The organism is Mesorhizobium sp. M2A.F.Ca.ET.046.03.2.1 (assembly GCF_003952425.1).
In the GTDB taxonomy this organism is placed as follows: Bacteria; Pseudomonadota; Alphaproteobacteria; order Rhizobiales; family Rhizobiaceae; genus Mesorhizobium.
The window spans coordinates 6192076-6215754 of record NZ_CP034449.1 but is presented as its reverse complement, the minus strand read 5'-3'; the positions used below and the strand labels follow the sequence as shown (position 1 = coordinate 6215754).

The following is a 23679-nucleotide window of genomic DNA, read 5'->3' as shown; positions in this document are numbered from 1 at the left end:
TGATGAAGGGACTGGAGCAGAGGAGTGCGAATTCCCATGAAGAAATTCTTCCTTACCCTGACCGGAGCCGCCGTCCTGGCCGGGTCGATGGCGGTCATGACGCCTGAACCGGCCATGGCCAGGCATTGGCATGGCCACAAGCAGATCTGCCGCGTCGTGGTGAAGAAAAGAGTCGTCTGGCGCCACGGCCACCGCCATGTCGTCCGCTACAAGACGAAGCACTGCTGGTGGCGCTACTAACCTATTGCGCAGTAGGGGATATTGACGCAGGCCCGCGGCCAACGCCGCGGGCCTTTCATTTCGCCTTCGCGGTCTATGACTTCTTGCTGGGCAGGCCTTTGCGCTTGGTCTCGGCGAATTCCTCGAGCTGCTTCTCGCTCATCGAGTCGTACATCTCGCGCGACGCGCCTTTGAGCTCGCTCTTCTTGGTCTCGCCGCGCCTGGCGGAAAGCGCTGCGCCGGCTGCGGGCATGGCTGTCTCTCCTTTGCTGCGGGAAAAACGCGGAGGCTCTGCAGCAGTTCCAACACATCCTTGGCGTCGGTAGTCAGTCGGCCATCCCCGGGCGATTTTCCTTCGCAGCCTTCCCGCGTCCGGGACGCCAGTGTAGGACAACGGCATGAAATCGCTGACCGATCCCTCACAGGCCCTCTCCACCGGCCTGACAAAAATCCGCACCGAATTCCACGTGCCGGATGGATTTCCGCCGGAGGTGATGGCTGCGGCGCAGGCTGCGGCAAAGCGTGCGCCCGCGCAGCATGCCGACCGCACCGCGATGCCTTTCGTCACGCTCGATCCGGCGAGCTCCACCGATCTTGATCAGGCCTTTTCGATCGAGGCCAGCGGCGGCGACCTTCTCTTGCATTATGCCATTGCCGACGTGGCCTGGTTCGTCGAGGACGGCGACGCGATTGATCTCGAAGCCTGGAACCGAGGTGAGACGCTTTATTTGCCGGACGGCAAGGCCGGGCTCTACCCGCCGGTGCTTGCCGAGGCCGCGGCGAGCCTGTTGCCCGATGGACCCCGCCCGGCGGTCATCTTCACAATCAGGGTTGCCGGTGACGGTGCGGTGAAGCTGGACAGCGCTGAGCGGGCGATCATCCAAAGCCGCGCCAAGCTCGCCTATGACAGCGTCAAACCTTCGGATGTACCCGCCGGCTTCGCCGAACTGGCGCAGCGCATGGCGGCCAACGAAGAGCGCCGCGGCGCTTCGCGCGTCGACCCGCCCGAGCAGGAGGTGGAAAGGCTCGCCGACGGCACGTTCCGGCTTTCGTTCAGGCCGCTGCTGCAATCCGAACAGGACAATGCAGCACTTTCGCTGGCCGCCAATATGGCGATCGCCGACGCCATGCTGGCGCACAAGACCGGGTTGTTCCGGGTGATGTCGGGGCCTGATGCCTCGAAGGTGCAAAGGCTGCGCAGCGCGGCACGGGCGCTCGGCCTGTCCTGGCCGGCCTCCACCAGCCTGCGCGACTATCAGCGCGCGCTCGATCCAGCCGATCCGCAACAGGCGGCGCTGATGCTGGAAATCCGCCGCGCGGGCAACGGCGCGTCCTACCAGCCCTATCAGCAGGGCGTCGTCCCCTGGCATGAGGCGATGGCCGCAACCTACGCGCATGCCACGGCCCCGCTCAGGCGGCTGGCCGACCGCTACGTCGTGCGCTGCGTACTGGCAATCGCCAACGGTCAGCCCGTGCCGCAGGCGGTCAGCGACGCCTTCGCCAGATTGCCGAAGGTGATGGGGCGCGGCGATGCCCGAGCCTCGCAGATCAACCATGCGGCCATCGACCTTGCCGAGGCGGTGATGCTCAAAGGACACGAGGGTGAGACGTTCAAGGCCGTCGTCACCGACTTCATCGATCATGGCGTGCGCGCACAGCTTGCCGACATGCCTGTCGTTGCCAATGTGAAGGCCTCCGGCCTCAGGCAGGGCGACGATCTCAGGCTGAAACTGATCTCGGCCGATCCGGGTCAGCGCAGCATTGTCTTCGAGACTGCCGTCTAACGCGCGGTCAGTCCAAATCCCTGGGTCAGCCGTCGAGTGGCGAAATCCACCTTGCCGGAAGTGAAGACGGCAAGATCGGGCTCGCTGTCGCTGGATATTTCTGCGACCGGTTCGAGCAGCGACATGGCGCGCCGGGCGATCGCTTCGGCCGGATCGATCCAGTCGACCGGCCAGGGTGCCGTCTTTCGCATGCGATTGACGAGAAACGGATAATGCGTGCAGGCAAGCACGACGATATCGGTGCGGTTGCCCTCGCGCTCGATGAAACAAGGCGCGATTTCGGCGCGCACGGCTTCTTCATCGACAAAGCCCTGGCGCATATAGATTTCGGCCAACCCCGCCAGCCTATCGCTACCGACCAGGCGCACATGGCATTTCTGCGCCCATTTGCTGATCAGGTCGCGCGTGTACTGGCGTTTCACCGTGCCTGGCGTCGCCAGCACGGAGACGAGGCCGGATCGCGTGCGCTCCGCCGCCGGCTTGATTGCCGGCACGGTGCCGACAAAAGGATGGTCGGGGAATGTCTCGCGCAGCGCGTCGATCACCAGCGTCGAAGCGGTGTTGCAGGCGATCACCGAGATCGCCGGCTGCAGGCGGTCGAGCAATTTGCCGAACAGCGTGAGGATGTGATCCTTGAGCGCCGGCTCCTCCCAGGCGCCGTAAGGAAAAGCCGCGTCGTCTGCGACATAGACGAAGCGGCGATCGGGCATCAGCACGCGCGCCTCGCGCAGCACGGTCAGCCCGCCGACGCCGGAATCGAACATCAGGATCGGGCGCTGGCTTGATCGATCGCTCATTGTCATCCGGTCATAGAGCAATTCCAGGAAAAGTGTGAAACGGTTTTCCGTCCGGAATTGCGTCAAAACAAAGAGAGGCGGAAGGTCCGTGATTGGACCGCAGGCGCTTCTATCGCGAATGATCTTGGTCTTGAAGAGGCGAATGCGAGCAGCTTTTGCGCAGCTGTCTCGCAGGCTCGCTCATATGCCGCGCTTGCCGAAGCCGGCCGGGCGCGGCCGGCCGAAGGGCTGCGGTGCGGGCGGAACGCGGGGAGTTGCAGCGGCAGCCGCGGCGCGTGGTGCGGCCGGCACAGCGGCGCGTGCAGTGCGCGCCGGTGCCGGCAGCGGACCGTCGAAGTCGAAAACATCCGTCAATTCATCGATGTTGCTGCCCGCGACGGGTTTCGCCCAGAGGATCGTGCACCAAAGTCCGAATATCGAAAGTCCGAGCAGATTCAGCCCGCCCGGAATGCTCTCGGGATCGTCGAATTTGACGACCAGCAGCACGCCCGCCTGCAGAAGGGCATAGACGGCGGAAAGGGCAATATAAGCCCACATGATCCACCGGCGTCCATTCGCGTCGCGGGTGCGGCGCGCGGCGATGTTGCCGCGAAGCGCGACAAAGATGAGCGAGGCGATCAGGACCGCGCCTGCCATGCCCTGCCGCGCCGGGCCAGGTCCCGAATTGATCAGTCCTTCGAAACCGATCGTGCCGACAATGCAGACAACGATCACCACGGTTTCGGCGACGGCAAGACCGAGAGAGTAAAGGAAAAAGCGCAGTCGGCCAATATTGGACGTAAACATGTGCCAGCCCCACTATTGCAGCAAGGATGAGGCACAACCGAATAAAAATCGGTTACTTCAAATGCTCACAGCTTATCGATTTTAACTTTCTTCGTCTTTGGCGCGACTGCGAGCACCCGCCGGCAGCCGCCTCGGATCATCCCCAGGCGAGCCATCGCCGCGCGGCATGGCCGGCGAGAACCGGTCGAGCGAGGAGATGATGCCGCGCAGAACCTTCAGTTCCGGCTCGGCAAAGCCCGCGCGCGTCAATACGGCGCGCAGATTGTCGACCATCTTCGGCTTCTTTTCTTCCGGGCGGAAGTAGCCTCGGGCCTCCAGCGCGTTCTCCAGATAGGCGAACAGGCTGTGCAGCTGCTCCTTGTTCGCCGGCACCAGCTCCGGCCCGGAGAAATTGGTCTCAGTCTCGTCGGCGAGGCCGGATTTCATCCATTCATAGGACATCAGAAGCACCGCTTGCGCGATGTTGAGCGAGGAGAAGCCGGGATCGACCGGAAAAGTGACGATCTCGTCGGCAAGCCCGACCTCATCATTATAGAGACCGAAGCGCTCGCGCCCGAACAGGATGCCGGTGCGCTGGCCCGCCTCGACGCGTGCCCTCAGCGCCCTGCCCGCTTCTACCGGCCCACGCACAGGCTTGAAGCCGTCGCGCTCGCGCGCCGTTGTGGCGAAGACGAAGTTCAGGTCGGCAACCGCGGAGGCCAGATCATCGAAGACCCGGGTGGCGTCGATGACATGATCGGCACGGCTGGCAGCCGCGCGCGCCTTCTCGCTCGACCAGCCATCGCGCGGGTTGACCAAGCGCAGTTCCGACAAGCCGAAATTCGCCATGGCGCGGGCGACCATGCCGATATTCTCGCCGAGCTGCGGCTCGACCAGGATGATCGCCGGTCCGGCGGAGGCGGTCTTGGTTGTGACTTCGGTGGCTGGCATGGCTGTGGGTAACCGGGGTTTGCGGCGTTTCGGCGTCCCCTGCCACATTTGGCCGGGAAAATGAAGCATTCACAACAGCGGCACACGTCCATCCCGGCGCGGATCGTGGTTTGCGCGCTGAAAAAGCCTTTGATATACGCTCCGCATTCCCGGCCGAAACCATGCGGGCAAGGCCGTCCAGATCCCCCAGCAACGAGGCACTCTATCCATGGCGAAGATCAAGGTGGCGAACCCGGTCGTCGAGCTCGACGGCGACGAGATGACCCGCATCATCTGGCAGTTCATCAAGGACAAGCTGATCCACCCCTATCTCGATCTGAAGCTTGAATATTACGACCTCGGCATCGAGCACCGCGACGCCACCAACGATCAGGTGACGATCGACTCGGCCAACGCCATCAAGAAATGGGGCGTCGGCGTGAAATGCGCGACGATCACCCCCGACGAGGCGCGCGTCGAGGAATTCAAGCTGAAGAAGATGTGGAAGTCGCCCAACGGCACCATCCGCAACATCCTTGGCGGCACCATCTTCCGCGAGCCGATCATCATGAAGAACGTGCCGCGCCTGGTGCCGGGCTGGACCAAGCCGATCGTCGTCGGCCGTCATGCCTTCGGCGACCAGTACCGCGCCACCGACTTCCGCTTTCCCGGCAAGGGCAAGCTGACCATCAAGTTCGTTGGCGAGGACGGCCAGGTGATCGAGCACGAGGTCTATGACGCGCCTGGCGCCGGCGTGGCCATGGCCATGTACAATCTCGACGAGTCGATCCGCGAGTTCGCCCGCGCCTCGCTGAACTACGGCCTGCTGCGCAACTTCCCGGTCTATCTGTCGACCAAGAACACCATCCTCAAAGCCTATGACGGCCGCTTCAAGGACATCTTCCAGGAAGTCTACGAGAAGGAGTTCGAGGCCGAGTTCAAGGCGCGGAAACTCTGGTACGAGCACCGCCTGATCGACGACATGGTCGCTTCGAGCCTGAAATGGTCCGGCGGCTATGTCTGGGCCTGCAAGAACTATGACGGCGACGTGCAGTCCGACACCGTCGCGCAAGGTTTTGGCTCGCTCGGCCTGATGACCTCGGTGCTGATGACCCCCGACGGCAAGACGGTGGAAGCGGAAGCCGCGCACGGCACCGTGACCCGCCACTACCGCCAGCACCAGAAGGGCGAGGAAACCTCGACCAATTCGATCGCCTCGATCTTCGCCTGGACGCGCGGCCTTGCCCATCGCGCCAAGCTCGACGACAATGCCGAGCTGAAGCGCTTCGCCGAGACGCTGGAGAAGGTCTGCATCCAGACCGTCGAAAGCGGCTTCATGACCAAGGACCTGTCGCTGCTGATCGGCCCCGACCAGCCCTGGCTCTCCACCACCGGCTTCCTCGACAAGATCGACGAGAATTTGCAGAAGGCAATGGGGTGAGGAGCGGTGCGCGAAGCGCATGAAAAGCCCAAAAATGGGCTTTTCAAGCGACGAACGCCCGGAGCCATAGCGTGGGGCCGGGCCGTGTGACAAAGTGCCTTAATGTCGAATGCTCCGAAGGGAGCCTTCGTTTTTTGTGGGGTAAGCAAAAAGAGCGGAAGCGATGGCCAAGCCGATCCTCTATGGCGCCGACTACAGCGTTTATGTGCGCATCGCGCGGATGACGTTGGAAGAGAAAGGCATCGGCTACGAGCTGGCGCCGCTCGACATCTTCGCCGCCGACGGCATTCCCGCCTGGTATCTGGAACATCACCCGTTCGGCCGCATCCCGGCCTTCGAGCATGACGGCTTTCGCCTGTTCGAGACCGGCGCAATTGCGCGCTATGTCGACGAAGCCTTCGATGGTCCGGCCCTTCAGCCCACTGATCCGCGCCTTCGGGCGCGGATGAACCAGATCATCGGCATGCTCGACGCCTATGGCTACCGCGCCATGGTCTGGGATGTGGCGGTCGAGCGGCTGGAGAAAACGCCGCCGGATGAGGCGCTGGTCGCCGCCGGGCTCCGCCAGGCCGAGACCGTGCTCAAGGTCCTGACATCGCTCAAGGCAAAAGGGCCCTGGCTGCTCGGCGAGCAACTGACGCTGGCCGACCTGCACGCGGCGCCGATCATCGCCTATTTCCTGAAGGTCGAGGAAGGGCGCAGCCTGCTGGCGCGGTTTGCGGAAATCGATGAGTGGTATTCTCGCGTAGCCGCTCGTCTGAGCTTTACGCTGACTGAAAAGGTCGTTTAATTCGAGTGAACTTTCTCAGCGTCGGCACTGCCCCTCATTGCCCTGCCGGGCATTTCTCCCCGTAAAACGGGGAGAAAGAGGCTGGCCGCAACGCCGGCGCGTTCTGCAAGGCTGACTATTGGCGAAAGCCGCGATGACGGCCCCTTCTCCCCGTTCAACGGGGAGAAGATGCCGGCAGGCAGATGAGGGGCAGCACCAGCCTCACAGAATCGGGAACCGGCCCGCGCCAAGCGACCTACGCTGCCTCCAGCGCCGCCTTCACCGCCGCGATCGCATCATTTGCCTTGGAGGCATCCGGGCCGCCGGCTTGCGCCATGTCGGGACGGCCGCCGCCGCCCTGCCCGCCAAGCGCGGCGGACGCGACGCGAACGAGATCGACAGCGCTGAAGCGGCCGGTCAAATCGTCGGTGACGCCGACGACCACGCTTGCCTTATTGTCCTCGCCGGCGCCGACAAAGACGACCACGCCTGAGCCGAGCGTCTTCTTGCCGGCATCGGCAAGTGGCTTCAGGTCCTTCGGCGCCACGCCGGAAACTGCCTTGCCGAGGAAACCGACGCCGGCGACCGTCTCGTTTGCGGCCGGCGCGTCGGCAACGGCCGAGCCGCCGCCCAGAGCCAGTTTCTTGCGCGCCTCGGTCAGCTCCTTTTCGAGCTTCTTGCGCTCTTCGAGCAGCGCCTCGACACGCGACGGCACATCGGCCGGCGAAATCTTCAGGGTCGCCGCCGCGGCCTTCAGGCGCTTGTCCTGTTCGTCGAGATGCCTGCGTGCCGCCTCGCCGGTCAGCGCCTCGATGCGGCGCACGCCGGCCGCCACGGCACTGTCCGACAGGATGCGCACCAGGCCGATATCGCCGGTCGAGCGGACATGCGTGCCGCCGCAAAGCTCGACCGAATAGGGCCGATTGGCCTTGGCGCCATGCAGGCCGGTGCCCATCGACACGACGCGAACCTCGTCGCCATACTTCTCGCCGAACAGCGCCATGGCGCCCTCGGCGATGGCGTCGTCGACCGACATCAGCCGCGTCGTCACCGGGCTGTTCTGCACGACGATCTCGTTCGCCATGCGCTCTACCTCCTCGAGCTCATCGGCCGAGATCGGCTTGTTGTGCGAGATGTCGAAGCGCAGGCGATCGGGCGCGACCAGCGAGCCCTTCTGCGCGACATGGGTCCCCAGCACCTCGCGCAGTGCCTCATGGATGAGATGCGTCGCCGAATGGTTGGCGCGCAGCTTCGAGCGGCGGGCATGGTCGACCTTGAGCTCGACGGCGGCACCGGTCTTCACCGTGCCTTTGACCACTTTGCCTAGATGCACAAACAGACCGTCAGCCTTCTTCTGGGTATCGGAAACCTCGATCGAGAAGCCCTCGCCGGAGATGACGCCGGTATCGCCCATCTGGCCGCCGGATTCGCCGTAGAACGGCGTCTGGTTGACGACCACGGCGATCGCATCGCCCTGAGAGGCGCTGTCGATCGTCTTGCCATCCTTGACCAGCGCCTGGACGATGCCTTCCGCAGCTTCAGTCTCGTAGCCGAGGAATTCGGTCGCGCCGGTCTTTTCGCGCACCGAGAACCAGACCGTCTCGGTCGCGGCCTCGCCCGAGCCCGCCCAATGCGCGCGCGCCTCGGCCTTCTGCCGCTCCATCGCGTCGGTGAAGCCGGCGATGTCGACCGAGATGCTGCGCTGGCGCAACGCGTCCTGCGTCAGGTCGAGCGGAAAGCCATAGGTGTCGTAAAGCTTGAATGCCGTCTCGCCGTCCAGCATGTCGCCGGCCTTGAGGGTCTCGGTCGCGTCCGAAAGAAGGCCGAGGCCGCGCACCAGCGTCTTGCGGAAGCGCGTTTCCTCGAGCTTCAGCGTCTCGGTGATCAGCGCTTCTCCGCGCACCAACTCGGGATAGGCCTGGCCCATCTCGCGCACCAGCGCCGGCACCAGCTGCCACATCAGCGGTTCCTTGGCGCCGAGCAACTGCGCATGGCGCATGGCGCGACGCATGATGCGGCGCAGCACATAGCCGCGCCCCTCATTGGACGGCAGCACGCCATCGGCCGCCAGGAAGGAGGACGAGCGCAGGTGATCCGCAATCACGCGATAGGACGCCACATTCTCTTGGTTCGGCCCCTGGCCGAGCGCCGAGGACGCGGCATCGATCAGATGCTTGAACAGGTCGGTCTCGAAGACGCTTTCGACGCCTTGCAGGATGGAGGCCATGCGCTCCAGCCCCATGCCGGTGTCGATCGAGGGACGCGGCAGGTCGATGCGCTCTTCCTTCGTCACCTGCTCATACTGCATGAACACCAGGTTCCAGAATTCCAGGAACCGGTCGCCGTCCTCTTCCGGGCTGCCGGGCGGGCCGCCCCAGATATGCTCGCCGCGGTCGATGAAAATCTCCGAGCAGGGACCGCACGGGCCGGTGTCGCCCATCGCCCAGAAATTGTCGGAAGTCGGAATGCGGATGATGCGATCGTCCGAGAAGCCGGCGATCTTCTTCCAGTAAGCTGCCGCCTCATCGTCGGTGTGATAGACGGTGACGAGCAGCTTGTCCTTCTTTAGCCCAAAACCCTTGGTGATCAGGTTCCAGGCAAGCTCGATCGCGCGCTCCTTGAAGTAGTCGCCGAACGAGAAATTGCCGAGCATCTCGAAGAAGGTGAGATGGCGGGCGGTGTAGCCGACATTGTCGAGATCGTTATGCTTGCCACCGGCGCGCACGCTCTTCTGCGCGGTCGCGGCGCGCGAATAGGAGCGCTTCTCCAGGCCGGTGAAAACGTTCTTGAACTGCACCATGCCGGCGTTGGTGAACATCAGCGTCGGATCATTGCGCGGCACCAGCGGGCTGGAGGCGACGATCTCGTGGCCCTCCTTGCGGAAGTAGTCGAGGAATGTCGACCGGATGTCGTTCACGCCACTCATTGCACATTGCCTTTTTCGCAAGAACCACCGGCCCGGCCGGCGGCAAATGGGCTTTGGTATTTCAGAAGATAGATGGGCCTTTTAGCGATAGCTCTTGAGCCTGTCCAGAAACACGGAGTTGGACCAATCGGCAAGCGGGCAGCGGCTCAACACCGCCCGCGAAACGCAAAACCGCCGGCGCGAAGGCCGGCGGTTCGGGTACGCAGTACTCAAGAACGCGATTACATAAGCATAACCAAATAAACCAGCATTGTGGCCGAACTCCGGCTAAGCCGACGAATTGCCTGAGCCGAACAGGAACCGCTGCGCGATCTTCCTGGACCGGCCCTACATGGCGCCGGCTTCGTCCTCGAAACCGTCGTCGCCGCCTTCGGAGCCGCCATTCTCAAGGAATTTCTCGGCGATCAGCCCGGCATTCTGCCGAAGTGCCATCTCGATCTCGCGCGCCGTGTCGGGATTGTCGCGCAGGAACAGCTTGGCGTTCTCGCGACCCTGGCCGAGACGCTGCGAATTATAGGAGAACCAGGCGCCCGACTTCTCGACCACGCCGGCCTTGACGCCGAGATCGACAAGCTCGCCGGTCTTGGACACGCCCTCGCCATACATGATGTCGAACTCGACCACCTTGAAGGGCGGGGCCAGCTTGTTCTTGACCACCTTGACGCGGGTCTGGTTGCCGACGACCTCGTCGCGGTCCTTGACCGAGCCGATGCGGCGGATGTCGAGGCGCACCGATGCGTAGAATTTCAGCGCATTGCCGCCGGTCGTGGTCTCGGGCGAGCCGAACATGACGCCGATCTTCATGCGGATCTGGTTGATGAAGATGACCATGGTGTTGGAGCGCGAGATCGAGGCGGTCAGCTTGCGCAGCGCCTGGCTCATCAGGCGGGCCTGGAGACCGGGCAGCGCGTCGCCCATCTCGCCCTCGATTTCAGCGCGCGGCGTGAGCGCCGCGACCGAGTCGACGACCAGCACGTCGATGGCGCCCGAACGCACCAGCGTGTCGCAGATTTCCAGCGCCTGCTCACCGGTGTCGGGCTGCGAGATCAGGAGGTTCTCGAGGTCGACGCCGAGCTTGCGGGCATAGACCGGATCGAGCGCGTGCTCGGCATCGACGAAGGCGCAGATGCCGCCCTTCTTCTGCGCTTCCGCAACCGTGTGCAGCGCCAGCGTCGTCTTGCCCGAGCTTTCCGGCCCGTAGATCTCGACGATACGGCCACGCGGCAGCCCGCCGACGCCAAGCGCGATATCGAGGCCGAGCGAGCCGGTCGGTACGGTTTCGATCTCGACCGCCTGCTCGTTGGCGCCGAGCCGCATGATCGAGCCCTTGCCGAAAGCGCGCTCGATTTGCGACAGCGCCGCGTCCAGAGCCTTTGATTTGTCCACTGCCTTATCCTCTACAAGCCGCAAAGTATTCTGAGCCATGATACATCACCCCTTGGTCGTCAATGAAGGCCGGACAATCCGTGATCCCTGCTGTTTTGTACCTTTTTTGTTCTCATTTGGCAAGGGGCTACAAATATTTGAAAAACAATCAATATCTGGATTTGTTCTATTTATGTATCACCAGGGCTAGTGCGGAGCACAACCGCTGGTCCAGAAGAGATTTCGATGTCCGGCCATCCCGAATCGCGACCCCGATTGCAGGGCGACCCGGGGAAACCTAGTGTGCGCAGCCGCACGATCAATGAAAGTCAGCGACCCGAAATGCCGACATTCCCAACTATCCTGGCCCCAACGATCCTGGCCTTGGGCGGCGCCCATATCGACCGGCGCGGCCAGGTCTCGGGCACCTATGTGCCAGCCGCCTCCAACCCCGGCATGATGCGCGAGGATGTCGGCGGCGTCGTTTTCAACGCGCTGCGCAGCGTGGTGAAGCGCGGCGTGTCGGCCTCGCTGATCTCGGTGCGCGGCGGCGACGCGGCAGCGGACACGGTCGCCTCGGCGATCGACAGCGCCGGGATAACGGACCTCTCGGTGGTGTTCCTCGACCGCACGACGCCGAGCTACACGGCGCTGATCGACGCCGAGGGCGAATTGATCGTCGGACTGGCCGACATGGCGCTCTACGACCTCGCCTTCCCCAAGCAGATGAGGCGTTCCAAGGTGCGCGAGGCGATCGCCGCGGCCGACGCCATCCTGTGCGACGCCAACCTGCCGACCGCGGCGCTGGAGCGCCTGGTTGCGCTCGCCGGCGACCGGCCGGTCTTCGCCATCGCCGTCTCGCCAGCCAAGGTCGTCCGCCTGGCGCCTCTGCTCAGTGATCTGTCGCTGCTCTTCATGAACCGCCGCGAAGCCGCCGCGCTGGTTGGCGCCGAAATGTCAGGAGAAGCCCTTGTCGACGCACTCAGGCAGGTCGGCCTGAACGCCGGCGTGATCACGGCCGGCAGCGCTCCGGTGCTGGGCTTCGACGACGCCGGCATCTTCGAAATCGACCCGCCCGCGCCGCGCCGGGTCGCCGACGTGACCGGCGCCGGCGATGCGCTGACCGGCGCGACGGTCGCCGCCCTGCTGCGCGGGCTGCCGCTGCGTGCCGCGCTACGCGAGGGCGCCGCGGCGGCGATGCTCGCCATCGAGAGTCCAGAGGCCGTGCCGTCCCTCACGACCGCCAATTTCAGGCAGGCGCTTGCCCTTGTGCCGGAGGCACGGGAGGTGGCATAGGGCCATCGACAATCTACTTCCTCCTTGTCGGAGAACAGCCATGACGCCGGAAACCACCCGCCCCTTCGTCGATGTCCACCCGCCCGTGGCGGAGGCCCTTGCCGCCGGCCGGCCCGTGGTGGCGCTGGAATCCACCATCATCACCCACGGCATGCCCTACCCCGACAATGGCGCCATGGCGGCCAAGGTCGAGCAGATCATCGCCGATGCCGGCGCGGTGCCGGCGACGATCGCCGTGGTCGACGGCCGCATCAAGATCGGCCTCTCCGACGGCGAACGCGAATCGCTTGCCATGACGGGCGACGCCATGAAGCTGTCGCGCGCCGATCTCGGCTTCGCGGTCGCTCAAAAGCGCACCGGCGGCACCACGGTTGCGGCCACGATGATTGCCGCGCACATGGCCGGCATAAAAGTGTTCGCCACCGGCGGCATCGGCGGCGTCCACAAGGGCGCCGAAAAGAGTTTTGATATCTCGGCCGACCTCGACGAGCTGGCGCGCACGCCGGTCATCGTCGTCTCGGCCGGCGCCAAGGCGATCCTCGACATCGAAAAGACGCTGGAAGTGCTGGAGACACGCGGCGTGCCGGTCATCGGCCATGGCAGCGAGACGATGCCGGCCTTCTGGTCGAGGCAGTCGCCCTTCCGCGCGCCGCTGACGCTGCAGGCGCCTGGGGACATCGCCCATTTCTACCGCACGCGCCAGGCGCTGGGCTTGGGCGGCGGCATTCTGGTCGCCAATCCCGTGCCGCAGAATGACGAGATCCCGGCCGACGAAATGGCCGGCTATATCGACGCCGCGCAGAAGGCCGCCGAGGCGCAGAACGTCACCGGCAAGGCGGTGACGCCCTTCCTCTTGTCGAAGATCCTCGAACTCACCGGCGGCCGCAGCCTCAAGACCAACATCGCGCTGGTCGAGAACAATGCCCGGCTGGCGGCGGAGATCGCGAAGGCACTGTAAGGGCACACGTCGAAGGCCCCCTCACCCGGATTGCCAAGGCCGAATTGCGAAGAGCAATTCGGGGCAATCCGACCTCTCCCCGAGGGGAGAGGAGCTGCCAGCCCCTGCGCCAACCTCTTCTCCCCAGCTGGGGAGAAGGTGGCCGCGAAGCGGCCGGATGAGGGGGCGGCCTCGACGTGCCCTTCGTAGTGTTCAATAACGGATCAAATCACTTCCCCGCTCGTCTTCCCGCCTCATAAGCACGCCGCGCCCACACGGCCATCTCGTCCGGATCGTCGAACGCCTCGTCGGGCACGCTCCAATAGGGCATCGCCACGTCCTTGCCGTGGCGCGAGCCGGTATAGGTCCACTGGCTGCAGCCGGCGGCCTCGAAATCGGGAATGGTTTCCTCATCCGCCTTGAGCAGCAGTTCGCCGCGCACCTACCACCGCGACGATGACGCCGTCGCAATAGATGCCCTTACCGCCGAACAGTTTTCGGATGCTGATCGGGCCCAGGCTTTCGAACAGTTCTTCGAGGCGCGTATTATCCATGGCGCGATGATCTCATCCGCCATCGGCCTTGTCATCGCCGCAACCAAAGGCATGCTGACAGGTTGAGACCTGAAAACGGAGTTCCCGCCATGCCTGTCCTGCTCAAAGGCTCCTGCCGCTGCGGCGCCGTCCGGTTCGAGGTGGATAGCCACACGCCGGTGCCGTTCATGCTCTGCTACTGCTCGATCTGCCGCAAGCAGCAGGGCGGCGGCGGTTTCGCCATCAATCTCGGCGCCGACTACGACACCTTGAAAATCACGGGCAAGCGCAGCCTCGGCGTCTATCGCGCCGAAATCGAGGATGACGAGCATCCGCATTGCGAGGTCTCGACCGGCGAGCGCAATTTCTGCCGCAAATGCGGCTCGGCCCTCTGGCTCTACGACCCGACCTGGCCGGAGCTTGTCCATCCCTTCGCCTCGGCAATCGACACCGACCTGCCGAAGCCACCGGAAAAGGTGCATCTGATGCTGAAATACAAAGCGAACTGGGTCGAGCCGGTGATCGGCAAGAAGGACAAGGTCTTCGAGGTCTATCCAGAGGAATCGATCGCCGACTGGCATAAGCGCACGGGCATGTGGGTCGATTAGCTTTCTTCTCCCCGTTCTACGGGGAGGTGAGGTGTGGTCCGCGAAGCGGACGAAACGCCAATTGCTTGGCTTTTGGAATGACGAACGCCGGCAGGCTGCGCCAGCCTCTCAAAACTTCGCACCTACCCCTCATCCGGCCCTTCGGGCCACCTTCTCCCCGTAAACGGGGCGAAGGAAGATCAGGCCGACGCGCGCGCCTCTGCCAGCGCCTTGAGGTCGGCGGGCTTCAATTCGACGGATTCGCCGCAGCCGCACGCCGAACTCTGGTTCGGGTTCTTGAAGGTGAAGCCGGTGCGCAGCGTAGTCTGCTCGAAATCCATCTCGGTGCCGAACAGGAACAGCGCGGCTTCGGGCGCGACATAGACATGCGCACCGTCGCGCTCGATGTGGTCGTCCTTGGTGTTTGGCTCAGTCACCAGGTCGATCGTGTATTCCATGCCGGCGCAGCCGCCCTTCTTGATGCCGAGGCGGATGCCATGCGCGTTGTCGCGCGTGGCCACGATCTCGCGCACGCGATCGGCGGCCTTGTCGGTCATCGTTATGACGGCGAAGCGTCCCATGTCATTCTCCACTTTCGCGCGGGTTCAAGGCCCGCGGAATGAGTCTGCCCTTAAGATGGTGAAGTTTCACCTAGCGCGCAAGTCAGCCAATCTTTTCAAGCCGATCCCTAATACCATCCGACCGCGACTTGCGCCTCTTCCGACATGCGGTCGGGCGTCCATGGCGGGTCGAACACCATGGCGACCTCGACACCGGAAACGCCCTCGACGGCGCCGACGGCGTTCTCGACCCAGCCCGGCATTTCGCCGGCCACCGGGCAGCCCGGCGCGGTCAGCGTCATGTCGATCTTGACTGACCGGTCGTCCTCGATGTCGATCTTGTAGACCAGGCCGAGCTCATAGATGTCGGCCGGGATTTCCGGGTCGTAGACCGTCTTCAGCGCGGAAACGATGTCGTCGGTCAGCCGCGCCAGCTCGTCGGCGGGGATCGCCGAGGCCGAAACGACGCTGTCACCCACCGTTTCCGGCACAGTCTCTGCGGTCGCGCTCACATCGTCCATGATCATCACCCGAAGAACTTTCGCGCCTTTTCCAGCGCCTCGGCCAAAGCGTCCACTTCGGCCCTCGTATTATACATGCCGAACGATGCCCTGCATGTGGAGGTGACGCCGAAGCGTTTCAACAGCGGCTGGGCGCAATGCGTGCCCGCGCGGACGGCAACACCTTGCCGGTCGATCACCATAGACACGTCATGCGCATGGATACCCTGCAATTCGAACGAGATGATGGCGCCCTTGCCCGGCGCGTCGCCAAAGATGCGCAGCGAATTAATCGCCCGCAGCCGCTCGTGCGCGTAGGTCTTGAGGTCCGCCTCGTGCCCCGCGATGCGTTTGCGGCCGATTTTTTCCATGTAGTCGAGCGCAGCACCCAGGCCGATCGCCTGTACGATCGGCGGCGTGCCGGCCTCGAAACGGTGCGGCGGATCGTTGTAGGTGACGATATCCTCAGTCACTTCCTCGATCATCTCGCCGCCGCCCATGAAGGGCCGCATCTCTTCCAGCCTGTCCTTCTTGCCGTAGAGCACGCCGATGCCCGACGGGCCGTAGACCTTGTGTCCGGTGAAGACGAAGAAATCGCAGTCGAGGTCCTGCACGTCGATCGGCATATGGACGGCGCTCTGGCTGCCGTCCACGAGGACAGGAATGCCACGCGCATGCGCGATGCGCACGATCTCCTTGATCGGCGTCACCGTGCCCAGCGCGTTGGACATCTGCGTGATGGCGACCAGTTTCGTGCGCGAGGTCAGCCGCTTTTCGAATTCCTCGATGTGAAGCGCGCCGAGATCGTCGACCGGCACCCAGACCAGCTTCGCGCCCTGCCGCTCGCGGATGAAATGCCAGGGCACGATGTTGGAGTGGTGCTCCATGATCGACAGCACGATCTCGTCGCCCTCGCCAATCCGCGGCATGCCCCAGCCATAGGCGACCGTGTTGATCGCCGAGGTGGTGTTGGAGGTGAAGACGATATTGTCGGTGCTCGGCGCGTTCAAAAACCGCTGCACCGACTTGCGCGCATTCTCATAGGCGTCGGTCGCGGCATTTGACAGAAAATGCAGGCCGCGATGGACGTTGGCGTATTCCTGGGAATAGGCGTGCTGGATCGTGTCGAGCACCACCTGCGGCTTCTGCGCCGAGGCGCCGTTGTCGAGATAGATCAGCGGCTTGCCGTAGACCTGGCGCGACAGGATCGGGAAGTCGCGGCGGATCGCCTCGACATCATAGGGGGTGGTTTCGATCTTCTGGTCCACAGCAATCAACCTTCCAATGTGGCTCCCCCTCACCCGACCTCCGCTTCGCTCCGGCCACCCTCTCCCCGATGGGGAGAGGAGGTCACCAACGTCGCATCCGCCTCTTCTCCCCTCGGGGAGAAGGTGGCCGCGAAGCGGCCGGATGAGGGGGCCTGCGCCCTACGTCGCTAGCCGTGCGTCGAAAACCAGCCGTCGAGCCGCTCTTCGAGCGCTTCGACCAGCGCTTCGTCGTCCAGTTCCTCGATCACTTCGGCGACGAACGCCTTCACCAGAAGGCCCTGCGCCGACTTCTCGTCGATACCGCGCGCCATCAGGTAGAACAGATGGTTATGGTCGATCTCGGTGACCGTCGCGCCGTGGCCGCAGACCACATCGTCGGCGAAGATCTCCAGCTCCGGCTTGGTCGAGAACTCGCCGTCATCCGACAGAAGCAGCGTGTTGCAGGCCATCTTGGCATTGGTCTTCTGCGCATATTGATGCACGTTGATGCGGCCCTGGAAGACGCCGCGCGCCTTGCCGGTCACCACATTGCGGATCACTTCCGTAGACGTCGTGTGCGGCACGGCATGGTCGAGCACCATGGTGGTGTCGGTATGCGTGTCGCCGGCAAGAAGGTTGATGCCGCGCAGTTTGAAATCGGCGCCCTCGCCCGTCGTCCTGACGACGACCTCCTGGCGAACGAGCCTGCCGCCGGCATTCATCACGAACAGCGTCAGCTTGGCATCCGGGCCGATATGCGCCTTGAACTGGGCGAGATGCGTGGCTGTATCCGGCTGCTCCTGCACGATCAGCCAGGTCACTTCCGCGCCGTCGCCGACCACGAGCTGGCTGACCGACGAGACCAGCGCCTCGTCGCCCTCGCCCGTCTGGCGCTCGACGATGACCGCCTTGGCGCCGGCCCCGACACGCGCCAACAGCCGCACATGCGATTGGCCGCCGGCCTGCAAATTCTGCAATTCGATCGGCTTTTCCAGCTCGGCGCCGTCGGCGATATCGACGAAATAGCCGTCGGCAACAAAGGCCGTGTTCAGCGCGCCGATCGCGTCGTCGTCGCCATAGGGATCGAGTCCCGGCGCAACGCTTCCGTCGGTCAGCTTCTCCGACAAGCGCTGCACGGTGACGCCTTCGACCTCCGGCAGCTTCGTCTGTGAGACTCCGTTCAGCACAGGCAGCACGGCCGACCCTTCAAGAACCGGCGCAAGTGCCTTGGCCACGGCGTCGGTTTCGAAAGCCGGCACGTTGGTCAGCAACCGGCGCAGGTCCGTGTAATGCCAGGATTCGACGCGGCGCGTCGGCAGGCCGTGCTTGATCGCCTCGATCGCGTCGTCGCGCTTGACCATCACCGCGCCGTCGCCGGGCAGTTGCGACAGCCGCTCGCCAAAGGCGTCGATCAGCGCCGTCTCGGCCAAGGTCCGCTGGGGCTGTGCATGCATGTTCATGACTTTCGCCTCGACCGCTCCCATCTCACGCGGCTTCGCCTATCACACCGGCATAGCCGTTGGCCTCGAGATCGAGCGCCAGCGACTTGTCGCCCGACTTGATGACCTGGCCCTTGTAGAGCACGTGCACCGAATCCGGCACGATGTGCTCGAGCAGGCGCTGGTAGTGGGTGATGACGACGATGGCGCGCTCCGGCGAACGCAGCGCATTGACGCCATCGGACACGATCTTCAGCGCGTCGATGTCGAGGCCGGAATCGGTCTCGTCGAGCACGCAGAGTTTTGGCTCCAGCAGCTTCATCTGCAGGATCTCGGCGCGCTTCTTTTCCCCGCCGGAGAAGCCGACATTGAGCGGCCGCTTCAGCATGTTCATGTCCATGCTGAGCGAAGCCGCGGCTTCCTTCACGCGCTTGAGGAACTCCGGCACCTTGAGCGGCTCCTCGCCGCGCGCCTTGCGCTGCTCGTTCATCGCCACTTTCAGGAATTCCATGGTCGCCACGCCCGGTATTTCCATCGGATACTGGAAAGCGAGGAAGATGCCGGCGGTGGCGCGTTCGGCCGGATCCATTTCGAGGATCGACTGGCCATTATAGAGGATGTCGCCCTCGGTGACCTCATAGTCCTCGCGGCCGGCGAGGATATAGGACAACGTCGACTTGCCCGAACCGTTCGGACCCATGATGGCGGCGACCTCGCCGGCTTTCACCGTCAGGTTCAGGCCGCGGATGATCTCGGTGCCGTCATCGACGATGCGGGCATGCAAATTCTTGATCTCAAGCATAGTTTCTTCCTGAATAATTTTGCGGTCAGCCGACCGAACCCTCGAGGCTGATGCCGATCAGCTTCTGCGCCTCGACGGCGAACTCCATCGGCAGCTGCTGGATGACATCCTTGACGAAGCCGTTGACGATCAGCGCGATCGCTTCCTCTTCGGGGATGCCGCGCTGCATGACGTAGAACTTCTGGTCCTCGGAAATCTTCGACGTCGTCGCCTCGTGCTCGAACTTCGCCGTCGCGTTCTTGGCTTCCATGTAAGGCACGGTGTGCGCGCCGCACTGGTCGCCGATCAAAAGCGAGTCGCAATTGGTGAAGTTGCGCGCGTTGGCCGCCTTGCGGTGCGCCGAGACCTGGCCGCGATAGGTGTTCTGCGAGAAGCCGGCGGCGATGCCCTTGGAGATGATGCGGCTCGACGTGTTCTTGCCGAGATGGATCATCTTGGTGCCGCTATCGACCTGCTGATAGCCGTTCGACACCGCGATCGAATAGAACTCGCCCGAGGAATCGTCGCCGCGCAGGATGCAGCTCGGATATTTCCAGGTGATGGCCGAACCCGTCTCGACCTGCGTCCACGAGATCTTCGAGCGGTCGCCGCGGCAGTCGCCGCGCTTGGTGACGAAATTGTAGATGCCGCCCTTGCCCTCGGCGTCGCCGGGATACCAGTTCTGCACCGTTGAATATTTGATCTCGGCATCGTCGAGCGCGATCAACTCGACCACCGCCGCATGCAGCTGGTTCTCGTCGCGCTGCGGCGCCGTGCAGCCTTCGAGATAGGAGACGTAAGCCCCCTCCTCGGCGATGATCAGCGTGCGCTCGAACTGGCCGGTGTTCTTCTCGTTGATGCGGAAATAGGTCGACAATTCCATCGGGCAGCGCACGCCCTTCGGCACGAAGACGAAGGAACCGTCGGTGAACACGGCCGAGTTCAACGTCGCGTAAAAATTGTCCGAGGTCGGCACCACGGAGCCGAGATATTTCTTGACCAGTTCCGAATGCTCGCGGATCGCTTCCGAGATCGAGCAGAAGATGACGCCCGCCTTGGCGAGCTCTTCCTTGAAGGTGGTGACCACGGAAACCGAATCGAACACGGCGTCGACCGCGACGCGGCCGGACTTGTAGACGTTGTCGCCTATCTCCGCTTCCTCGTCCACCGCCGCGAGCTTCTGCACGCCGGCCAGGATTTCCTGCTCCTTGAGCGGAATGCCGAGCTTTTCATAGACCTTGAGCAGTTCAGGGTCGACTTCGCTCAGCGACTTCGGCCCCGGCGTGCTCTTCGGCGCGGCGTAGTAATAGATGTCCTGGAAGTCGATCTTCGGATAGTGGACGCGCGCCCAGGTCGGCTCTTCCAGCGTCAGCCAGCGGCGATAGGCCCCCAGACGCCATTCCAGCATCCAGTCCGGCTCATCCTTCTTGGCCGAGATGAAGCGAATGATGTCCTCGCTCAGGCCCTTCGGGGCCTTGTCCATCTCGATCTCTGTCTGGAATCCGTATTTATACTGGTCGACGTCGATCTTTCGGACTCGATCGATCGTCTCCTGCACAGCAGGCATAAGCGTTCTCCATCCACGCCGGGGTCAAGGCCCGGCAGTTTTCAAACTATGGCACCGCTGTGATCGCATCCCGGCAGGGGTGCGCAGCGGAGTAAGCTCCATATAGTGCGTATCCGCCGGAAATTCACCCGGCCAGGACAAAACGCACCACTCTACCAGGCCGCAGGGCCTGAATTCGTCTTCGCCGCCGTCAGGCGGCTTCTTCCTTACCCGCCCGGCGCACGACGATGCCCGCCAGCCCGGCCCGGAAGGCCTCGATATCCTCGGCGCCGGTCGCGCGGCCGATCGACACGCGCAAGGCGCCCAGGCTGTCGCCATGGCCCATGGCCTTCAGCACATGGCTTGGCCCGACCTTTCCCGATGAGCAGGCCGAACCCGCCGACAGCGCGACGCCGGCAAGATCGAAAGCGATCTGCGCCGTCTCGGCCTTGACGCCGGGAATAGCGAAGAATGTCGTGTTGGCAAGCCTCTGAGCGCCATTTCCGAAGATTTCCGCGTCCGGCGCCAGTTCGGTCACGATGGCTTCGACCTCGTCGCGCCGGCGCGCGATGGCGTCCATATTGCCGAGGCCGGCAAGCGCTGCCCGCGCGGCGGCGCCGAAACCGGCGATCCCGGCAACGTTTTCCGTCCCGGCGCGATGGCCCTTCTCCTGGCCGCCGCCATTGACCAGCGGCCGCGGCATCATCAGGTCGGACGCGGCGACGATCGCGCCGACGCCTTTGGGACCGCCGATCTTGTGCGAGGACAGGATCAGGTAATCGGCATAAGGGTCTGACATATCGAGCGGAATCCGCCCGGCGGCCTGCACGGCGTCGACAACCAGCACCCCGCCGGCGGCCTTGACGATGTCGGCGATGCGCCCCACCGGCTGGACGACACCAGTCTCGTTATTGGCGGCGTGGATCGCCACCAGCGGCAGGCCGGCTGTCTTGTCATGCTGGGCAAGCGCAGCGGCAAGCGCCTCGATATCGGCGATGCCGTTGCTGTCAACGCCGATCCTCGTCACCTGCGCCGGCGCGAAGCGCCCGCCATTGAGGACGCAGGGATGGTCGGCCTCAGAGACATAGAGATGGCTCATGCGGATGGCGCCGCGCCCCATCTGCCAGTCCGGCGTAAGCAGCGTCGAGGAGGCCTCGGTGGCGCCGGAGGTGAACACGACATGCTCGGGCCTGGCGTTGACCAGCCGCGCCACGTCGCGGCGCGCGTCCTCGACCAGCCGGCGCGCGGCGCGGCCCTCGGTGTGGACCGATGATGGGTTGGCGGCATCGAGCGCAGCGACCATCGCCGCCCGCGCTTCCGCAATGAGCGGCGCGCTGGCGTTGTAGTCGAGATAGGCGCGGGTTGCGGCCATTTTCGCTCAGTTCGTCCTTCCGCCAACTATCCCGCGAGGATAGCGCGTTATTTCCTTGAAATTGCAAGGCAAGCCGTCCTATTTACCCGGCTTGCGGCGCGGGCGGCCGGACCATCGGGTTTCGGCCTCCCAGTTTTGAACAATTCTAAACTAGCTTCTAGGAAGACGCTCGCCCGGCGTCAAGGCCACAGAAGGTTTGGGGCCGCAGGACAGTTAGGGCCGAAAGAGTTCCGGGCTAGCGCATTCATATGCCACGTGGAGTATTTTATGCCTGAGGTCATTTTCGCCGGTCCGGCTGGTCGCCTGGAGGGACGTTATCAGCCCTCGAAGGAAAAGAGCGCCCCGATCGCCATTGTGCTGCATCCGCACCCGCAATTCGGCGGCACGATGAACAACAAGATCGTCTACGACCTCTTCTACATGTTCCAAAAGCGCGATTTCACTGTGCTGCGCTTCAATTTCCGCGGCATCGGCCGCAGCCAGGGCGAGTTCGACCACGGCACCGGCGAATTGTCGGACGCGGCTGCGGCGCTCGACTGGGTGCAGTCGCTGCATCCAGATTCGAAAAGCTGCTGGGTCGCCGGCTATTCCTTCGGCTCGTGGATCGGCATGCAGCTTCTGATGCGCCGGCCGGAGATCGAGGGCTTCATCTCGGTGGCGCCGCAGCCCAACACCTATGATTTTTCGTTCCTGGCGCCCTGCCCTTCATCCGGCCTGATCATCCATGGCGATGCAGACAAGGTGGCGCCGCCCAAGGACGTGCAGGGGCTTGTCGACAAGCTGCACACGCAAAAGGGCATCACCATCACCCAGAAGACGCTGCCCGGCGCCAACCATTTCTTCGCCAATGACGCCGAGTTGCTGATCCACGAATGCGCTGACTATCTCGACCGGCGCCTCGCCGGCGAACTCGCGGATCCGCGGCCGAAGCGGCTGCGCTAAGCGGGAAAGCTGTACAGTCGAAGAGCTTTAATGGGTTGGCGTCCGGTCGGCGCCGATCTCGCCGCCTTCGACCGGGCCGGCCATCGAAGTCCTGCCTCTCGGCGCGCGGGAGGGTGCCAGCCGGAATGTCCGCTTGCGCACCGGCAGCTTCGCGCTTGTCTGGCCGAAGATGAAACCGAGCCGGGCGAAAACCAGCCCCGAGGCAACAGCAAACGCCAGCCCTAGGCCGAAGCCCGCAACCGTATCGCTTGGATAATGCGCGCCGACGAAGACGCGGGTCGAAGCGATGCAGGCGGTGACCGCCAGCGCGATATACCAGCGGCGCGGGAACAAAAGCAGCAGGATGCCGAACACCGCACCCATCGTCGTGGCATGGCCGGAGGGAAAGCCGGCGAAGCGCGCATCCATGGCGAAAGGATGCAGCGACAGGACGCCGAAGCTGTCGAAATAAAGCGGCCGGGCCCGGCCGATGCCGTATTTCAACAGGTTGACCGCGAGACCGGACAGGCCGACGGCGCAGAGCACCAGGAAGGCGAAGCACGTCCAGTTGTAGACCAGCATCCGGCCGTGCCGGGACAGGCCGCGCCAATCCGTCAGATTGGCGGCGACGAGGCAGAGCGCTGACGGAATGAGGTACCACCCGCCGAGGCCGAACTGCGTGAAGAAATCGGTGTAGCGCACGAAGCCGGGTGACCATTCGCCGCGCATTTCGCCTGCGCCAGCGTCGAGGCGCAGGAAGGTCGCAATGATGAGCAGCACCCAGGCTATGAGCCAGACGCTCCATAGGATTCGCGGATAGCGCGCCGGCCGCACGGCAAAGCGTCGCATCACGATCGACATCGTGTCGCGGAAATTGCCGAGCGAGCGGCGGTAAAGGGCAAAGGGCGCGGCGGACATGGCTTTGGCGCGAGTCTATAGGGGCATTCGATGCCCGAGGCTATTC

The 23679-nt window shown here is 63.8% G+C and carries 22 protein-coding genes and 1 pseudogene; 8 read left to right on the top strand and 15 right to left on the bottom strand.

Annotated elements, in window-relative coordinates:
- The first annotated feature begins 36 nt into the window (after positions 1–36).
- Positions 37–240, top strand: a complete 204-nt coding sequence (locus EJ072_RS29565; protein ID WP_126082482.1) for a hypothetical protein — start codon at positions 37–39, stop codon at positions 238–240.
- Positions 241–313: 73 nt separating this feature from the next.
- Here the strand turns inward: EJ072_RS29565 and EJ072_RS29560 are convergent, their stop codons facing one another.
- The gene (locus EJ072_RS29560; RefSeq protein WP_126082481.1) at positions 314–472 is read right to left on the bottom strand and encodes a DUF3008 family protein; all 159 of its coding nucleotides are present in this window, start codon (positions 470–472) and stop codon (positions 314–316) included.
- A 145-nt stretch (positions 473–617) separates the two neighbouring features.
- On the opposite strand from EJ072_RS29560, the gene EJ072_RS29555 reads away from it, so the two are divergent.
- On the top strand, positions 618–2003 hold the full coding sequence (locus tag EJ072_RS29555; protein ID WP_126082480.1) for an RNB domain-containing ribonuclease: 1386 nt from the start codon (positions 618–620) through the stop codon (positions 2001–2003).
- Here EJ072_RS29555 and murI read toward each other — a convergent pair.
- From murI to EJ072_RS29540, 3 genes are all read right to left on the bottom strand, one after another.
- A complete protein-coding gene (gene murI / locus EJ072_RS29550) occupies positions 2000–2800 on the bottom strand; it encodes a glutamate racemase (protein WP_126082479.1) in 801 nt (266 codons plus the stop codon). The two genes, EJ072_RS29555 and murI, sit on opposite strands and share 4 nt — an antisense overlap.
- 180 nt (positions 2801–2980) lie before the next feature.
- The gene (locus EJ072_RS29545; RefSeq protein WP_126082478.1) at positions 2981–3586 is read right to left on the bottom strand and encodes a hypothetical protein; all 606 of its coding nucleotides are present in this window, start codon (positions 3584–3586) and stop codon (positions 2981–2983) included.
- Between the two features lie 81 nt (positions 3587–3667).
- Positions 3668–4516 (bottom strand): RNA methyltransferase, encoded by an 849-nt coding sequence (locus EJ072_RS29540; RefSeq protein WP_126082477.1) that lies wholly within the window; start codon positions 4514–4516, stop codon positions 3668–3670.
- A 208-nt stretch (positions 4517–4724) separates the two neighbouring features.
- Here EJ072_RS29540 and EJ072_RS29535 point away from each other — a divergent pair, with 208 nt between their 5' ends.
- Positions 4725–5936, top strand: coding sequence for an NADP-dependent isocitrate dehydrogenase (locus tag EJ072_RS29535; RefSeq protein WP_112127719.1), 1212 nt, complete (start codon positions 4725–4727; stop codon positions 5934–5936).
- A gap of 163 nt (positions 5937–6099) precedes the next feature.
- Entirely contained in the window at positions 6100–6726 is a 627-nt protein-coding gene (locus tag EJ072_RS29530; RefSeq protein ID WP_126082476.1) for a glutathione S-transferase family protein, read from the top strand.
- Positions 6727–6961: 235 nt separating this feature from the next.
- On the opposite strand, the gene alaS is transcribed toward EJ072_RS29530, so the two are convergent.
- On the bottom strand, positions 6962–9631 hold the full coding sequence (gene alaS, locus EJ072_RS29520; protein WP_126082474.1) for an alanine--tRNA ligase: 2670 nt from the start codon (positions 9629–9631) through the stop codon (positions 6962–6964).
- Positions 9632–9958: 327 nt separating this feature from the next.
- A complete protein-coding gene (gene recA, locus EJ072_RS29515; protein ID WP_040981289.1) occupies positions 9959–11056 on the bottom strand; it encodes a recombinase RecA in 1098 nt (365 codons plus the stop codon).
- A 282-nt stretch (positions 11057–11338) separates the two neighbouring features.
- Here recA and EJ072_RS29510 point away from each other — a divergent pair, with 282 nt between their 5' ends.
- Together EJ072_RS29510 and EJ072_RS29505 are read left to right on the top strand one after the other, a co-directional pair.
- Positions 11339–12292, top strand: a complete 954-nt coding sequence (locus tag EJ072_RS29510; RefSeq protein ID WP_126082473.1) for a carbohydrate kinase family protein — start codon at positions 11339–11341, stop codon at positions 12290–12292.
- A gap of 40 nt (positions 12293–12332) precedes the next feature.
- Positions 12333–13250, top strand: coding sequence for a pseudouridine-5'-phosphate glycosidase (locus EJ072_RS29505; protein WP_126082472.1), 918 nt, complete (start codon positions 12333–12335; stop codon positions 13248–13250).
- Between the two features lie 208 nt (positions 13251–13458).
- On the opposite strand, the pseudogene EJ072_RS29500 reads toward EJ072_RS29505, so the two are convergent.
- Positions 13459–13783, bottom strand: a pseudogene (locus tag EJ072_RS29500) (TfoX/Sxy family protein).
- A gap of 89 nt (positions 13784–13872) precedes the next feature.
- On the opposite strand from EJ072_RS29500, the gene EJ072_RS29495 reads away from it, so the two are divergent.
- Complete coding sequence (locus EJ072_RS29495) at positions 13873–14370, top strand: GFA family protein (protein ID WP_126082471.1); 498 nt, start codon at positions 13873–13875, stop codon at positions 14368–14370.
- A gap of 179 nt (positions 14371–14549) precedes the next feature.
- Here EJ072_RS29495 and sufA read toward each other — a convergent pair whose 3' ends face one another.
- From sufA to EJ072_RS29460, 7 genes are all read right to left on the bottom strand, one after another.
- Entirely contained in the window at positions 14550–14930 is a 381-nt protein-coding gene (gene sufA, locus EJ072_RS29490) for a Fe-S cluster assembly scaffold SufA (protein WP_126082470.1), read from the bottom strand.
- A gap of 107 nt (positions 14931–15037) precedes the next feature.
- On the bottom strand, positions 15038–15430 hold the full coding sequence (locus EJ072_RS29485) for an SUF system Fe-S cluster assembly protein (RefSeq protein WP_126082469.1): 393 nt from the start codon (positions 15428–15430) through the stop codon (positions 15038–15040).
- A gap of 5 nt (positions 15431–15435) precedes the next feature.
- The gene (locus EJ072_RS29480; protein ID WP_126082468.1) at positions 15436–16677 is read right to left on the bottom strand and encodes a cysteine desulfurase; all 1242 of its coding nucleotides are present in this window, start codon (positions 16675–16677) and stop codon (positions 15436–15438) included.
- Between the two features lie 167 nt (positions 16678–16844).
- Positions 16845–18116, bottom strand: coding sequence for a Fe-S cluster assembly protein SufD (gene sufD / locus EJ072_RS29475; protein ID WP_126082467.1), 1272 nt, complete (start codon positions 18114–18116; stop codon positions 16845–16847).
- A gap of 25 nt (positions 18117–18141) precedes the next feature.
- Positions 18142–18897: a Fe-S cluster assembly ATPase SufC gene (sufC, locus tag EJ072_RS29470; RefSeq protein WP_042644485.1), complete on the bottom strand. Its 756-nt coding sequence runs from the start codon at positions 18895–18897 to the stop codon at positions 18142–18144.
- A gap of 25 nt (positions 18898–18922) precedes the next feature.
- Positions 18923–20443: a Fe-S cluster assembly protein SufB gene (sufB, locus tag EJ072_RS29465; RefSeq protein ID WP_126082466.1), complete on the bottom strand. Its 1521-nt coding sequence runs from the start codon at positions 20441–20443 to the stop codon at positions 18923–18925.
- Positions 20444–20633: 190 nt separating this feature from the next.
- Positions 20634–21794, bottom strand: a complete 1161-nt coding sequence (locus EJ072_RS29460) for a cysteine desulfurase family protein (protein ID WP_126082465.1) — start codon at positions 21792–21794, stop codon at positions 20634–20636.
- Positions 21795–22061: 267 nt separating this feature from the next.
- Between EJ072_RS29460 and EJ072_RS29455 the strand changes: the two genes are divergently transcribed.
- Positions 22062–22736: an alpha/beta hydrolase gene (locus tag EJ072_RS29455; protein WP_095818525.1), complete on the top strand. Its 675-nt coding sequence runs from the start codon at positions 22062–22064 to the stop codon at positions 22734–22736.
- A gap of 27 nt (positions 22737–22763) precedes the next feature.
- On the opposite strand, the gene EJ072_RS29450 is transcribed toward EJ072_RS29455, so the two are convergent.
- Positions 22764–23633 carry a phosphatase PAP2 family protein gene (locus EJ072_RS29450; protein WP_126082464.1) on the bottom strand — a complete coding sequence of 290 codons (870 nt, stop codon included), beginning with the start codon at positions 23631–23633 and terminating at the stop codon, positions 22764–22766.
- Positions 23634–23679: the final 46 nt, after the last annotated feature.